The sequence below is a fragment of the Paraburkholderia bannensis genome, from assembly GCF_014200455.1.
Lineage (GTDB): Bacteria > Pseudomonadota > Gammaproteobacteria > Burkholderiales > Burkholderiaceae > Paraburkholderia > Paraburkholderia bannensis_A.
The window spans coordinates 644,204-659,326 of sequence record NZ_JACHBW010000001.1 but is presented as its reverse complement, the minus strand read 5'-3'; the positions used below and the strand labels follow the sequence as shown (position 1 = coordinate 659,326).

Annotated in this window: 12 protein-coding genes; 11 read left to right on the top strand and 1 reads right to left on the bottom strand. The window is 62.5% G+C overall.

The genetic code is table 11. The annotated features are described in order from the left end of the window. The coding region (locus F4827_RS03005) for a pyridoxal-phosphate dependent enzyme (protein WP_183719799.1) at positions 1-332 on the bottom strand (332 nt) is incomplete at its 3' end. A gap of 648 nt (positions 333-980) precedes the next feature. Between F4827_RS03005 and F4827_RS03000 the strand changes: the two genes are divergently transcribed. The 11 genes from F4827_RS03000 (at position 981) to F4827_RS02950 (ending at position 15,067) form a co-directional block, all read left to right on the top strand. After that, on the top strand, positions 981-5,027 hold the full coding sequence (locus F4827_RS03000) for an FAD/FMN-binding oxidoreductase (RefSeq protein WP_183719802.1): 4,047 nt from the start codon (positions 981-983) through the stop codon (positions 5,025-5,027). A 42-nt stretch (positions 5,028-5,069) separates the two neighbouring features. Then, the gene (locus tag F4827_RS02995; RefSeq protein WP_183719805.1) at positions 5,070-5,504 is read left to right on the top strand and encodes an HIT family protein; all 435 of its coding nucleotides are present in this window, start codon (positions 5,070-5,072) and stop codon (positions 5,502-5,504) included. A gap of 46 nt (positions 5,505-5,550) precedes the next feature. Next, complete coding sequence (locus tag F4827_RS02990; protein WP_183719808.1) at positions 5,551-5,976, top strand: gamma-butyrobetaine hydroxylase-like domain-containing protein; 426 nt, start codon at positions 5,551-5,553, stop codon at positions 5,974-5,976. A gap of 101 nt (positions 5,977-6,077) precedes the next feature. Continuing rightward, positions 6,078-6,809 (top strand): bifunctional demethylmenaquinone methyltransferase/2-methoxy-6-polyprenyl-1,4-benzoquinol methylase UbiE, encoded by a 732-nt coding sequence (gene ubiE / locus F4827_RS02985; RefSeq protein ID WP_027817942.1) that lies wholly within the window; start codon positions 6,078-6,080, stop codon positions 6,807-6,809. 75 nt (positions 6,810-6,884) lie between these two features. Next, positions 6,885-7,835 (top strand): Tim44 domain-containing protein, encoded by a 951-nt coding sequence (locus tag F4827_RS02980; RefSeq protein WP_409258751.1) that lies wholly within the window; start codon positions 6,885-6,887, stop codon positions 7,833-7,835. 144 nt (positions 7,836-7,979) lie between these two features. Beyond that, on the top strand, positions 7,980-8,636 hold the full coding sequence (locus tag F4827_RS02975) for an SCP2 domain-containing protein (RefSeq protein WP_183721278.1): 657 nt from the start codon (positions 7,980-7,982) through the stop codon (positions 8,634-8,636). A gap of 3 nt (positions 8,637-8,639) precedes the next feature. Beyond that, the gene (gene ubiB / locus F4827_RS02970) at positions 8,640-10,220 is read left to right on the top strand and encodes a ubiquinone biosynthesis regulatory protein kinase UbiB (protein WP_183719814.1); all 1,581 of its coding nucleotides are present in this window, start codon (positions 8,640-8,642) and stop codon (positions 10,218-10,220) included. Between the two features lie 39 nt (positions 10,221-10,259). Next, positions 10,260-10,934 carry a methyltransferase domain-containing protein gene (locus F4827_RS02965; RefSeq protein ID WP_183719817.1) on the top strand — a complete coding sequence of 225 codons (675 nt, stop codon included), beginning with the start codon at positions 10,260-10,262 and terminating at the stop codon, positions 10,932-10,934. Between the two features lie 1,220 nt (positions 10,935-12,154). Then, a complete protein-coding gene (gene ltrA, locus F4827_RS02960; protein ID WP_183719821.1) occupies positions 12,155-13,855 on the top strand; it encodes a group II intron reverse transcriptase/maturase in 1,701 nt (566 codons plus the stop codon). Between the two features lie 157 nt (positions 13,856-14,012). Further along, positions 14,013-14,357: an FmdB family zinc ribbon protein gene (locus tag F4827_RS02955; protein ID WP_183719824.1), complete on the top strand. Its 345-nt coding sequence runs from the start codon at positions 14,013-14,015 to the stop codon at positions 14,355-14,357. An 80-nt stretch (positions 14,358-14,437) separates the two neighbouring features. Beyond that, on the top strand, positions 14,438-15,067 hold the full coding sequence (locus F4827_RS02950) for a DUF502 domain-containing protein (RefSeq protein ID WP_183719827.1): 630 nt from the start codon (positions 14,438-14,440) through the stop codon (positions 15,065-15,067). The last annotated feature ends 56 nt before the right edge of the window (positions 15,068-15,123 follow it).

Below are 15,123 nucleotides of genomic sequence, written 5' to 3'. Positions count from 1 at the left end.
GCATCGACTTTCACCTGCGGCGTGGTCGTCGGCACGCAAATGACCGCTTTCACACCCAGCCGCGCCGCCGAGAGCGCCACACCCTGCGCGTGATTACCCGCGGAAGCCGTAATCACCCCACGCTGCAATTGCTCAGCCGACAGATGCGCCATCTTGTTGTACGCGCCGCGCAGCTTGAACGAGAACACGGGCTGGTTGTCCTCGCGCTTGAGCAGGACCGTGTTGCGCAAACGCGTCGAAAGATTCGGCGCGCGTTCGAGTTCGGTCTCGCGGGCGGCGTCGTAGACGCGGGCGGTGAGGACTTTCTTGAGGTAATCGTCGTGGGAAGCCATGCGGAGGGCGCGCTGGGCGCGGCAGTGTGATCGGGAAGGGCGGAGCGTGCGCGAAAAGCCGAAAACGCGGCAAATGACGCGAAAACGTCAATGATAGCGCCAACGCTACACGCGCTGGCCGCAAGCTCAGGCTGGCAGGGCGGGCAGGGCGGGCATACGCGCCGCACGCAAAATGCCCATGACGGCCCCGTCCAGGCCATTGCCCGACCTTCTGGACGGCGAATCAATTCGCCACCCGATGACAAAAAATGAAAGTTATATGTCCGTACTGTTCCCGTGCTCCGTCAGCGCGTGGGCGGATCATGCGTTAAAATCGCGTTTTGAAACAAGGATCGGAAGATGCACTGGCAACCCCGGACAGCCCATTTGATGCCCGCACGGCGCGAGACCCGCCCCGCGGCGCAGCGGCATGCCCGCCACGCACGATCGTGTCGCTAAGTCCGAGCGCCGGGGAACCATCGGCGTGAGCGCTGCCGCCATGCTTCCCCACCCCCTTCGTCCGCTATCAGCCACCGCACGCCATCCGCGAGCCACCGGCGGACTCGATTTCAGAATAGCGCCCCACGCGCCCCGTCAGCTTCCGACATGCAGGCCGCTTGCCCACCAGGCAGCCCGCTGAGCGGAACTGGCTCAAAGAGTCGTCCAACCATGAACGCACCTCAAGTTTTCGATCCTCACGGCGCTGCCGCCGCCGTGGCCGCCGACATCGAACCGCGCCTGCGCGAGATTCCGTATAACTACACGTCCTTTTCGGACCGCGAAATCGTCATTCGCCTGCTAGGCGAAGAGGCCTGGAGCGCGCTGGCCGAACTGCGCGCCGAACGCCGCACCGGCCGCTCGGCACGCATGCTGTACGAAGTGCTCGGCGATATCTGGGTCGTGCGCCGCAATCCGTATCTGCAGGACGATCTGCTCGACAACCCCAAGCGCCGCGCGCTGCTGATCGAGGCGCTCAATCACCGCATCGCCGAAATCGAAAAGCGCCGTAAGGCCGACCTGGTCGAGCATAGCGACCAGGAAGGTCTGGAGCGCGCCGCGCGCGTGGAAACGCTGATCTCGTCGGCGCGCCGCGCGATCGACGCTTTCGCCGCTGAATTCGACAAGATGGCCGAACTGCGCCGCCGCGCCACCAAGGTGCTTGGCAAGCGTACCCAGAAGGACAACATCCGCTTCGACGGCATCGCACGTGTCTCGCACGTGACCGATGCGACCGACTGGCGCGTCGAATATCCGTTCGTGGTCCTCACGCCCGACACCGAAGCCGAAATCGCCGGTCTCATCAAGGCGTGTTTCGAGCTCGGCCTGACCGTGATTCCGCGCGGAGGCGGCACGGGCTACACGGGCGGCGCGGTGCCGCTCACGCCGTTCTCGGCCGTCATCAACACTGAAAAGCTCGAACAGCTCGGCCCGGTCGAGATGACCGATCTGCCCGGCGTCGACCGTAAAGTGGCGACGATCTTCTCGGGCGCGGGCGTGGTCACGCGCCGCGTGACCGAAGCCGCGGACGCAGCAGGCTTCGTGTTCGCCGTCGATCCGACTTCGCTCGATGCCTCGTGCATCGGCGGCAACGTGGCCATGAATGCGGGCGGCAAGAAGGCCGTGCTGTGGGGCACGGCGCTCGACAATCTCGCCTGGTGGCGCATGGTCGATCCGCAGGGCAACTGGCTCGAAGTCACGCGTCTTGACCACAACATGGGCAAGATCCACGACATTCCCGTGGCGCGCTTCGAACTCAAGTGGTTCGACGGCGAGTACGCGCCGGGCGAAAAGCTGCTGCGCACCGAACGGCTCGACATCGAAGGCAAGCGCTTTCGCAAGGAAGGTCTGGGCAAGGACGTGACGGATAAATTCCTCGCGGGTCTGCCGGGCATCCAGAAGGAAGGCTGCGACGGTCTCATCACGTCCGCGCGCTGGGTGCTGCACAAGATGCCCGCGAACACGCGCACGGTCTGTCTGGAGTTCTTCGGCCAGGCGCGCGATGCGATTCCGAGCATCGTCGAAATCAAGGACTACCTGTTCGAAACTTCCAGGCAGGGCGGCGCGATCCTCGCGGGTCTGGAGCATCTGGACGAGCGCTATCTGCGCGCCGTGGGCTACGCGACCAAGAGCAAGCGCAACGCGTTTCCGAAGATGGTGCTGATCGGCGATATCGTCGGCGACGATGCGGACGCGGTGGCCACGGCCACTTCGGAAGTCATCCGCATGGCCAACGGCAAGAGCGGCGAAGGCTTCGTGGCGGTGTCCGCCGAAGCGCGCAAGCGCTTCTGGCTCGACCGCTCGCGCACGGCCGCGATCGCCAAGCACACCAACGCGTTCAAGATCAACGAAGATGTCGTGATTCCGCTCAACCGCATGGGCGAGTACACGGACGGCATCGAGCGCATCAACATCGAACTGTCGATCAAGAACAAGCTGCAACTTGTCGACGCGCTCGAAGCGTTCTTCCAGGCAGGCAAGCTGCCGCTCGGCAAGACCGACGACGCGAACGAGATTCCGTCGGCGGAACTGCTCGAAGACCGCGTGCAGCAGGCGCTCGATCTGCTCAAGCGCGTGCGCGAGCGCTGGACCTTCGTGGGCGAAAAGCTCGACATGCCGTTGCGCGAGGCGCAGCACCATCTCGTGCAACTGGGCTACGAAGCGCTGGCGGAAAAGTTCGCCGACCGCTGCGACGCGCAACCGGACACCAATGTGTTCCAGGTCACGCAGGACCGCACGGTGCGCATCTCGTGGAAACAGGAAATCCGCGCCGAACTGCGCCAGATCTTCAACGGCGGCGCATTCAAGCCGATCCTCGACGAAGCCCAGGCGATCCACAAGAAGGTGCTGCGCGGCCGCGTGTTCGTGGCGCTGCACATGCACGCCGGCGACGGCAACGTGCACACCAACCTGCCGGTCAACTCGGACAATTACGAGATGCTGCAGGACGCGCACCATGCGGTGGCGCGCATCATGAAGCTCGCGCGCTCGCTGGACGGCGTGATCTCGGGCGAGCACGGCATCGGCATTACCAAGCTCGAATTCCTCACCGAAGACGAGATCGCCGAATTCCGCGCCTACAAGCAGCGCGTCGATCCGGAAGGGCGCTTCAACAAGGGCAAGCTGCTCGAAGGCGCCGACCTGCGCAATGCCTACACGCCGTCGTTCGGCCTGATGGGCTACGAATCGCTGATCATGCAGCAGTCCGATATCGGCGCGATCGCCGAATCGGTCAAGGACTGTCTGCGCTGCGGCAAGTGCAAGCCGGTGTGCGCCACCCACGTGCCGCGCGCGAACCTGCTGTACAGCCCGCGCAACAAGATTCTCGCGACTTCGCTGCTGGTCGAGGCGTTCCTGTACGAGGAACAGACGCGCCGCGGCGTGTCGATCAAGCACTGGGACGAGTTCAACGACGTGGCCGACCACTGCACGGTCTGCCACAAGTGCGTGACGCCTTGCCCGGTCAAGATCGACTTCGGCGACGTGACGATGAACATGCGCAATCTGCTGCGCAAGATGGGCAAGAAGAAGTTCAACGCGGGCAACGCGGCGGGCATGTTCTTCCTCAACGCCACCAATCCGCAGACCATCAACCTCGCGCGCACCGCGATGATGGGCGTGGGTTACAAGGCGCAGCGCCTGGGCAATGACGTGCTCAAGAAGTTCGTCAAAAAGCAGACGGCGCATCCGCCTGCGACGACGGGCCGTGCGCCGGTGGTCGAGCAGGTGATCCACTTCGTCAACAAGAAGATGCCGGGCAACCTGCCGAAGAAGACGGCGCGCGCGCTGCTCGACATCGAAGACAACAAGATCGTGCCGATCATTCGCAATCCGAAGACCACCAATGTGGATTCGGAAGCGGTGTTCTACTTCCCGGGCTGCGGATCGGAGCGTCTGTTCTCGCAGGTGGGTCTGGCCACGCAAGCCATGCTCTGGGAAGCGGGCGTGCAGACCGTGCTGCCGCCAGGCTATCTGTGCTGCGGCTATCCGCAGCGCGGCTCGGGTCAGTTCGACAAGGCCGAGAAGATCGTCACCGACAACCGCGTGCTGTTCCACCGCATGGCGAACACGCTCAACTACCTCGACATCAAGACCGTGGTGGTGTCGTGCGGGACGTGTTATGACCAGCTCGCCGGTTATGAATTCGACAAGATTTTCCCAGGCTGCCGCATCATCGACATCCACGAGTTCCTGCTCGAAAAGAACATCAAGCTCGATGGCGTGTCGGGTACGCGCTACATGTACCACGACCCGTGCCACACGCCGATCAAGACGATCGATCCGGTCAAGCTCGTCAACGAACTAATGGGTTCGGAAAAAGACGGCTACAAGATCGAGAAGAACGATCGCTGCTGCGGCGAGTCGGGCACGCTCGCGGTGACGCGTCCGGATGTATCGACGCAGGTGCGTTTCCGCAAGGAAGAGGAAATCCGAAAGGGCGCGGCGAAACTGCGTGACATTCCGATCATCGGCAACGGTGCGAACGGCGTGCAACCGGCGACGCAGCAGGAAGCCGGCGGCCAGGGCAAGGTCCAGGACGTCAAGATCCTGACGTCGTGCCCGTCCTGCCTGCAAGGTCTGTCGCGTTATAACGAAGACGCCAACGTCGAAGCCGATTACATCGTGGTGGAGATCGCGCGCCACGTGCTCGGCGAAAACTGGATGGCCGACTACGTGAACCACGCGAACAATGGCGGAATCGAACGCGTGCTGGTTTAATGGCAGCGCCAAATTTTCCGTAACACGGGTTCGAGGACAACGATGGGATGCGTATTCTGTAATGAGGAAGGCGGGGAAGTGCTGTGGGAAGACGAGCGTCTGCGCGTCGTCCTTGCGACCGCCGAAGCCGAATACCCCGGCTTTTGCCGCGTGATCTGGAATACGCATGTCGCCGAGTTCTCGGATCTCGCCGATGCCGATCGGGAACACCTTATGCGCGCCGTCTATGCGGTGGAGCGGGCGCTGCGCCGCATCATGCAGCCGTCGAAGGTGAACCTGGCGAGTCTCGGCAATCAGGTGCCGCACGTGCACTGGCACGTGATTCCGCGTTTCACCAACGACGCGCATTTTCCGATGTCGGTGTGGTCGCCGCGTCAGCGTACGGTGTCGGAGGCGATGCTCGGGCAGCGCCGCGCGCAGGCCACGCTGCTGCGCGAAGCGGTGCGGCAGGAAATAGCGCAGGCGCAGGCTTCGTGAGCGTCGCCGCGCCGCCCAGGATCGCATCGATCGAACAGGGACGATCATGAGTGGACTGAAATCCGATACGCCGATTCCGAGCGGCGTCGTGGTGCATGCGCTGTCGCGCGTGCTCGAATTGCAGTATGCGAACGGCGAGAGTTATCGCATCCCGTTCGAACTGATGCGCGTCTATTCGCCCTCCGCCGAGGTGCGCGGCCACGGCCCTGGCCAGGAGACGCTGCAGACCGGCAAGCGCGAAGTGACGATCACGGCGCTTGAAGGCGTCGGCCATTACGCGCTGCAGCCCACCTTCTCCGACGGCCACAACACCGGCATCTACTCCTGGGACCAGCTCTACGAGCTGGCGACGCGTCAGGACGCGCTCTGGGCCGAGTACTTCGCGAAGCTCAAGGCCGCGGGCGTCGAGCGCGACGCGCCTATGGCCGCGCAGTTGCCTGGTGGCGCTGCCGCGCACGGCCACTGCCACTGACGCTTCCTGTTACGATCCAGCCGCCGCGCGAGGGGCGCGGCGCACTCCATCAAAAAGAGCCGGACACGATCCGGCTCAAGACCCGCGAAAGGACGAGCGCGATGAGCAAAACCCACTTCGGCTATCAGACAGTCGACGAACAGGACAAGGCGAAGAAGGTGGCCGGTGTGTTCCACTCGGTCGCCTCGAACTACGACCTGATGAACGATCTGATGTCGGGCGGGCTGCACCGCGCCTGGAAGGCGTTCACGATCGCGCAGGCGAATATCCGTCCGGGCGCGAAGGTGCTCGACATAGCGGGCGGCACGGGCGACCTGTCGATGGCGTTCGCGAAGAAGGCCGGCCCGAGCGGCGAAGTCTGGCATACCGATATCAATGAATCGATGCTGCGCGTGGGCCGCGACCGCCTGATCGACAAGGGCGTGATTACGCCCGCGCTGCTGTGCGACGCGGAAAAGATCCCGTTTCCGGATAACTACTTCGACCTGGTGACAGTGGCTTTCGGCCTGCGCAACATGACCCACAAGGATCGCGCGCTGGCCGAAATGCGCCGCGTGATCAAGCCGGGCGGCCGCGTGATGGTGCTCGAATTCTCGAAGGTCTGGGAGCCGCTCAAGAAGGCTTACGACGTGTATTCGTTCAAGGTGCTGCCGTGGCTGGGCAAGCGCTTTGCCCAGGATGCGGACAGCTATCAGTACCTGGCGGAATCGATTCGCATGCATCCGGACCAGGAAACATTGAAGACGATGATGGAACAAGTCGGCCTCGATGCCGTCAAATATTACAATTTGTCAGCTGGCGTGGTAGCCTTACATGTCGGGACAAAGTACTGATGTTCCTAAATCACTGTCTTTAAAGGAAATTACGCCATGCCTGAGACCTGCAACAATGCTTCCAGGAAGCTTTCAATGTCTTGGGCGAGGCGAATCGGCACGTTCGCGGTGATTGGCGCGATCGTGGCGGGCAGCCTGGCTTCGCTCGACGCGGAAGCAAAGCGCATGGGCGGCGGCCGCAGCTTCGGCCGTCAATCGACCACCGCCACGCAGCGCAGCGCCACGCCGCCGCCGGCGCAACCCAGCCCCGCACAGCAGGCCGGCGCGCAGCGCGCTCCGGGCACGCCTGCACCGACGCCCGCGCCCGCACCGGCGCGTAATCGCTGGCTCGGGCCGATCGCGGGTCTCGCGGCCGGTCTTGGCATTGCGGCGCTGCTCTCGCACTTCGGTCTGGGTGAGGCTTTCGCCGGCATGATGGCGAACATGATCGTGATCGCGCTGATCGCCTTTATCGCCATCTGGCTGATCCGCAAGTTCATGAACCGTCGCCGTGCTGCGGAGCCCGCGTATCAAACGGGTGGCGCGAGTCTGAATCAGGGTGCCTATCGTCCGTCGGAGCCGCGCTACACCGCGCCGCCCACGGGCCAGTATCTCGCGCCCGAAGCGCAGCCGCTCACCACGCCGCAGATCAACAGCGCGCCGGACATCCCGGCAGGCTTCGACACCGAATCCTTCCTGCGCAATGCCAAGGTGTACTTTGTGCGTCTGCAGGCCGCGTGGGACGTGGGCAATATCGAGGACATCCGCGAATTCACCACGCCCGAGATGTTCGCCGAAATTCGTGTGGATCTCGCCAGCCGTGGCGCGCAGGCCAATCAGACCGACGTCGTGCAACTCAACGCCGATCTGCTGGCGGTCGAGGAACGTGGCAGCGAGTACGTCGCGAGCGTGCGCTTCTCGGGCTTGATCCGCGAAGAGGCGGGCGCGGCGGCTGCACCGTTTGTCGAAATATGGAACCTGTCGAAGTCGCGCACGACGGGCGAGGGCTGGCTGCTCGCGGGCATCCAGCAGGTCGAGTCGCACTGACGGCGCAGCATGCGCTGAAGGCGTGGCGAAATAGCTCGCGCCCTGAGGCTGTGCGCCCGTGGCGGCGCGGCCTTGCGCCTCGAACGCTACAATAGGAATCCGCGCGAGCTCGCTGCCCGCGCGGGTTTTTTTATTTCCAAGCCGATGACCCTCGCCGCCAAGCCCTTCGCCGCCGCTGTCAATCACCTGCTCGCCCGCGAATCGTGGGCCCGCGACCGCCTGGCCCCCTACGCCGGCAAGACCGCGCGTCTGTCCTGCCCGCCTGTCGTTCTCACCTTGCTCGTGCAGCCCGACGGCTATCTCGCCGCAGTCGAGGAGCAGGACGCGGGTCATGCGGACGTCGCGCTATCGCTGCCTGCGGGCGCGCTCTCCTCGTATGTGCAGGGCGGTCGGTCGGCCGTCATGAAGCACGTCAAGATCGAAGGCGACGCAGAGTTCGCGCAGATCATCGGCAAGCTCGCCGAGCACCTGCGCTGGGAGCCGGAGGAAGATCTCGCGAAGCTGATCGGCGACGCGCCGGCCTCGCGCATCGCGTCGTTCGCGCGCAGCTTGCACACGCAGGCGCTGCGCACCGGTCGCAACGTGCTGGGCTCCGTCACCGAGTATCTGCTCGACGAACAACCTCAGCTCGTGCGGCACGCCGAGCTCGACAGCTTCAACACCGAGCTGTCCCGCGCGCGCGATGCACTGGCGCGCGTCGAAAAGCGCATCGAGCGCCTTGAACAAAAAACACAAGCGCGCGGCGCGAGCGGGGCCCAGAACCCCGCCTCGCGCGGCCCGAGCACGCTACAAGGCAATTAAGACATGCGTTTTCTGCGTTTCCTGAAGATTTTCTTTACGGTCATCCGCTTCGGTCTCGACGAAATGATGTTGAGCCGGATCAATGACCGGCGCGTCAGAGTATTGCTCCGCATCACCACGATCGGCCGCAAGTTCGATCAACCGCCCGGCGTGCGCCTGCGTCTCGCGCTCGAAAGCCTGGGCCCCATCTTCGTGAAGTTCGGCCAGGTGCTGTCGACGCGGCGCGATCTGTTGCCGCTCGACATTGCCAACGAACTTGCCAAGCTCCAGGATCAGGTGCCGCCGTTCGAATCGCAGGTGGCGATCGACATCATCGAAAAATCGCTGGGCGCGCCCGTCGACACGCTGTTCGACGATTTCGAGCGCGTGCCGGTGGCGAGCGCGTCGATCGCGCAGGTTCACTTCGCCAAGGTGAAGTCCGGCCAGCACGCCGGCAAGGCCGTAGCGGTCAAGGTGCTGCGCCCGAACATGCGTCCGGTGATCGATTCCGATCTCTTGCTCTTGCGCGATATCGCCGTGTGGGCCGAGCGTCTGTGGGCCGACGGCAAACGCCTGAAGCCGCGCGAAGTGGTTGCCGAATTCGACAAATATCTGCATGACGAACTCGACCTGATGCGCGAGGCCGCCAACGGCAGCCAGCTTCGCCGCAACTTCGCGGGTCTCGATCTGCTGATGGTGCCCGAGATGTACTGGGAGTTCAGCACGGCCAATGTGCTGGTGATGGAGCGCATGGTGGGCGTGCCGATCAGCCAGGTGGACCGGCTGCGCGCGGCGGGCGTGGATATTCCCAAGCTCGCGCGCGAAGGCGTGGAAATCTTCTTCACGCAGGTGTTTCGCGACGGCTTTTTCCACGCCGATATGCACCCCGGCAACATTCAGGTGAGCCTTGATCCGGCGCATTTCGGGCGCTATATCGCGCTGGACTTCGGCATCGTCGGCGCGCTGTCGGACTTCGATAAAAACTATCTCGCGCAGAACTTCCTCGCTTTCTTCAAGCGCGACTATCACCGCGTGGCGACGCTGCATATCGAGTCGGGCTGGGTGCCGCCCAATACGCGCGTTGAGGAACTGGAAAGTGCGATCCGCGCTGTCTGCGAGCCGTATTTCGATCGCGCGCTCAAGGATATTTCGCTGGGCCAGGTGCTGCTGCGCCTGTTCCAGACTTCGCGCCGCTTCAACGTCGAAATCCAGCCGCAACTGGTGCTGCTGCAAAAGACCATGCTCAACGTGGAAGGGCTGGGGCGCTCGCTCGATCCCGAACTCGATCTCTGGAAAACCGCCAAGCCTTATCTGGAGCGCTGGATGACCGAACAGATTGGCTTGCGCGGCTGGTACGAGCGTCTCAAGATCGAAGCGCCGCAGTGGAGCAAGACGCTGCCGCAACTGCCGCGCCTCGTGCATCAGGCGCTGCTGCATCGCCAGGAACCGGGACGCGCCAACGACGAGGCTATCCGCCAGATTCTCGCCGAGCAGCGTCGCACCAATCGTCTGCTGCAGGGCCTTGTGGTGTTTGGCGTGGCGGTGGGCGTGGGGATGGTGGCGACGCGCATGTGGCTGGCACTCGCGTACGGATACGGCGGCTGAAGCCCTTACATGGGCCCGCCTGGGACCAGGAGTGAGACGATGAGCGACCCGACAAACGCATCAAAAGACGAGCCGAAAGAAGACACGACCCCGGGCAGTGCGCCCCAGAACAACGCGCCCGAATTCGATACGCGCGATCCGGCCGCGCCCGCGTTCTGGGACGAGCGCTTCGAGCGCGGCTTCACGCCTTGGGATCAGGCGGGCGTGCTACCGGCTTTCGAGGCGTTTGCGCAGGCCCATTCCGACGCCGCCGTGCTGATCCCGGGCTGCGGCAACGGCTGGGAAGCGGGCTGGCTGGCCAGGAGCGGGCGCAAGGTGCGCGCCATCGACTTCGCGCCGTCGGCGGTTGCACGTGCGCGCGCGCTGCTGGGCGACCACGCAGACGTGGTCGAGGAAGCCGATTTCTACACCTACGCGCCGCCATTCACGCCGGGCTGGATTTTCGAGCGCGCTTTCCTGTGCGCTCTGCCGAAGTCGCAACGCGCGGACTACGCGCGCCGCATGGCCGCACTGCTCGCACCGGGCGCGCTGCTGGCGGGCTATTACTTCCTCGGCGAGACGCCCAAGGGGCCGCCGTTCGGCATCGCGCGCGCCGAACTCGACGCGCTGCTGGAGCCGTATTTCACGCTGATCGACGATCAGCCCGTGGAGGGCTCGCTGCCCGTCTTTCAAGGCCGCGAACGTTGGCTGACGTGGCGGCGCAACGCTGGCTGAGCGAGCGCCGGCGCCTTGGCGCACGCCTGAAACACCCGCAAGCCCTTGATCGGACACAAGCCGTCCCCAACTACACACGCGTGCGCTGCGTTCCCCTGCATTGGCCACGTCCCGGCAAATCCCGGGCCAGGGGAGCGTTTGCGGCTATAATTCAAGGCTTTGGTGCGACACGCACGCTCGTGTCCGTCTGCTCCACGTTACGGAGCATCGACTGAAGTAGGCAGTAACTTTATAGAGGGTTATTGAGGCAACTCACCATGCCCTCCGCGGGCGGCCACCTTGTGGGCCGCAATTGAAGTAGCAGATGCACCCCATAAAGGTGCACCTTGTAGTGAAATTGGAAACCGGAGCAGTCAGCCGGAGACCTTGTTGCATTGACCTGATTACCGTCAGGTCCCGCCCAGTCAGCGGCTTCACCTCCGCCGACAGGGTGGGGTGTCGTTTGCAATATCCCTCAGCTTCCGGATGGGGGATTTCGCTAGCCGATACGAGCGAAAGCTCGGTGTGTCATTGTTCGTCCTCACCGGAGTACTGGTGGGGGTAGTGAACCTGCTGTACGACCAGCAGTAACCTAGGAGGACATGCGTCATTGGCAACGATGAGGTGTGAAGCTTCTCTGACAATAGGTCCCAGAAAGTTCGGGGACTCTCGGCCGTGAGGTCGGTGTCCGATACTCCTAGCAGCACAGGGGTTGAGACCTTAGGTTGGCTGACAAGGTTAACGCAAGTGAACTGCTGATAAACCTCGTAAGAATTGTGGTGCCTAAGCTGCTGACAGGCATTAACCAAACGGTGTGTGGCCGGATAACCCGCTCAAAGCTCGGGTTACGTCGTCATCGGGCCACCGGGGGAGAGGCAGAACCTAAATCAGTCGTGTGACATGCCGGGAACGTGGTAAGCCCGTAGGGTTGCCTGCGGAACATTGCAGGCAGGCGGACCGCAAGGAACGCTGTTGACCGTGCGGGTATGGGAGGACGGAGAAAGCGAAAGGTATCCTGTAATGGGATGCATAGGGGTTGGAACATCACCCCACGCGAAAGCGGGCAGACTTCCGTCTGGTCTACCGTCGCAAGACGGCTGACTACCCTCTAGCGGAAATTGTGATGGCTGGCGACTTCTTAGCCGTCAGTGTTGTTCTTACCCCGTTGCGGGAGCAAAACGCTCCCGCAAGGGACGTGTTGCTCCTCGCGCGGGATTCACTTCTTCGAGCGGGAGAGCAGCATGAGAGTATCTGTCCGAAAGGACGGGTCTGCGCTTTCACACGCGCCGGACAACTGGTACGCCGTAGATTGGCGACGGGTTGAGCGGAACGTGAGAGGGATGCAGATTCGAATTGCGAAGGCGACGCGGGAAGGTGACTGGCGCAGGGTGAAAGCCCTGCAACGGATGCTGACCCGCACGTTGTCCGCAAAGTTGTACGCGGTACGACGTGTTACGCAGAACCAGGGTGCGCGAACGGCTGGAGTCGATCGCGAACTGTGGGATTCGCCTGAAAGCCGATGGGAAGCCATCGGCAGGTTGAAGCGGCGCGGATACAAGCCTCTGCCATTACGGAGGGTCTTTATCCCCAAGGCCAACGGGAAGGAGCGCCCTCTGGGCATTCCGACCATGCGGGACAGGGCGATGCAAGCCCTGTATCTGCTGGCCTTGGAGCCAGTGGCAGAGTCAACGAGCGATCCGAACTCTTATGGGTTCAGGAGAAATCGTTCGACGGCCGATGCCATGTCCCAGCTGTTTGTTTCCTTGTCCCAGAAGGGTTCCGCCCAATGGGTGCTGGAAGCGGACATCAAGGGATGCTTTGACTGGATCAACCATGACTGGCTGTTGTCCCATGTCCCGATGGACACGGGCATCCTCCGGAAGTGGTTGAAGGCTGGCCTGATTTATAAGGGGCAGCTTCAGGCGACTGAGGCCGGTACGCCGCAGGGAGGCATTATTTCCCCGACGCTGGCTAACGTGACGCTGAACGGGCTGGAGCGTGAACTGATCGAGCACCTTGGTGCGAAATTGGGGATCGTGAAAGCGAAGAAGCTGAAGGTAAATGTGGTGCGATACGCGGACGATTTCGTGATCACAGGCACCTCGAAAGAGGTGCTGGACAGCGAAATCCGGCCTTGGGTGGAAGCCTTCCTTGCTACGCGGGGATTGCAACTGTCGGAGGAGAAAACGCGGGTCGTGCACATTGACGACGGCTTCGACTTCCTTGGGTGGAATTTCCGGAAATACTCGGGAAAACTACTCATCAAACCGAGCAAGAAGAATGTGAAGACGTTCTATCGCAAGGTTGCGGAAACGATCAGCGGCAAAAAGACGGTTAAGCAGCAGGATCTGATCCGGCTGCTGAACCCGATGCTACGAGGCTGGGCGCAGTACCACAGCCCTGTAGTAGCCAAGCAGGCGTACACCCGCATGGAGTATCTGATTTATCGGAGACTCTGGCGATGGTCTCGGCGACGACACCCGCAAAAGAGAACTGATTGGGTGAAACAGAAGTACTTTCACGCTATCGGGGACCGAAACGGGGTATTCGCAAGCCCAAAGCTCGCGCGCGATGGCAGTCGCGGATGGCTTGACCTGTACTCGATCAGTGGTACAGCAATCAAACGCCACAAGAAGATCAAGGGGGATTTCAATCCCTTTGATCCACAGTGGGAGCAGTACGGGGAACAGCTGCGGCAATCGCGCATGGAAGAATCAATGCGCTATCGCAGGCAGTGGGTAACTCTGTACATGTCGCAGGATGGCCTTTGTGCGCACTGCGGCGGCGCTCTGACGGATGAGACGGGATGGCACGACCATCATCTGGAATATCGGATGCATGGCGGGTCAGACGGCTTATACAACAGAGTGTTACTCCATCCGCACTGCCACCAGCAGGTACATGCCCTAGGCACTGTTGTAACTAAGCCGGTCCTGCCATAGGCAGGACTTTGCATTTTGTAGGCTCGAGCTGTATGCGGGGAAACTCGCACGTACAGTTCCTAGGGGGCCCCTTTTCCGCGAGGAAGAGGGGCTACCCTACCAAGCATTTGTCAGGTTTTTGCGCCTGACTTTCACTCGTTTCATCAGGAAAGAGATCATGCCGATCTACGCTTATCGCTGCGAGTCGTGCGGCTTCGACAAGGACTGTCTGCAGAAGATTAGCGATGCGCCCCTGACGCAGTGCCCCAGCTGCGGCGCGGATACGTTTCGCAAGCAGGTTACCGCGGCTGGTTTCCAGCTGAAGGGCTCGGGCTGGTACGTCACCGACTTCCGGGGCGGCAATAGCGGCAACAACGGCGCGAAGGCCGAAGGCGCGTCTTCCGAAGCCAGCAAGCCGGCAGCCGAAAGCGCGCCCGCAGCGGCTCCCGCAGCCGCGTCGGCTACGGGCAGCGCAAGCGCGACGAGCAGCACAAGCAGCACGAGCACGGCAGGCTCGACCTGAAACCCTGCGGCCCGGGTCCGGTTTTCCGGGGTCTGGCCGCACAAGCGCCGCGCCTCGCGCGCGGCCTGGATGGCGTGTACATGACGATCAAGAAAGCGACGTTAAAATCGGTATTCCTGACTGGCCTGCTCGTGCTGGTGCCGCTGGCCCTCACGCTGTGGGTCCTGAATCTCGTCATCAGCACGATGGATCAGACTTTGCTGTTGCTGCCGCAGTCGTGGCGGCCGTCGTTCCATCTGCCGGGCCTTGGCGCCGTGCTCACGCTGGCGTTCGTCTTCGTGGTGGGCCTGCTCACGCATAATTTCATCGGCCAGAAGCTGGTGGAGTGGTGGAATGCGCTGGTGCGCCGCATCCCGATCATCGGTCCGCTGTATGGAAGCATCCAGCAGGTTTCCGATACACTGCTTTCCAGCAACGGCAATGCCTTTCGCAAGGCGCTCCTGATCGAGTACCCGCGCAAGGGCTCGTGGACCATCGCGTTCCTTACCGGTATTCCGGGCGGCGACGTGGTGAACCATCTGCAGGAAGATCACGTGAGCGTGTATGTGCCGACCACGCCCAATCCCACCTCGGGCTTTTTCCTGATGGTGCCGAAGAGCGAAGTCGTCGAACTCGACATGACGGTCGATGCCGCGCTCAAGTATATTGTTTCGATGGGCGTTGTCGCGCCTGCCGCGACCCCGCGCCGTCCCATCGATCCCCCGCTTTAAATACCGGATGCCACGTCGGGTCTCAAACACGCGTGGCCTTCCTGTTTAATTTACGC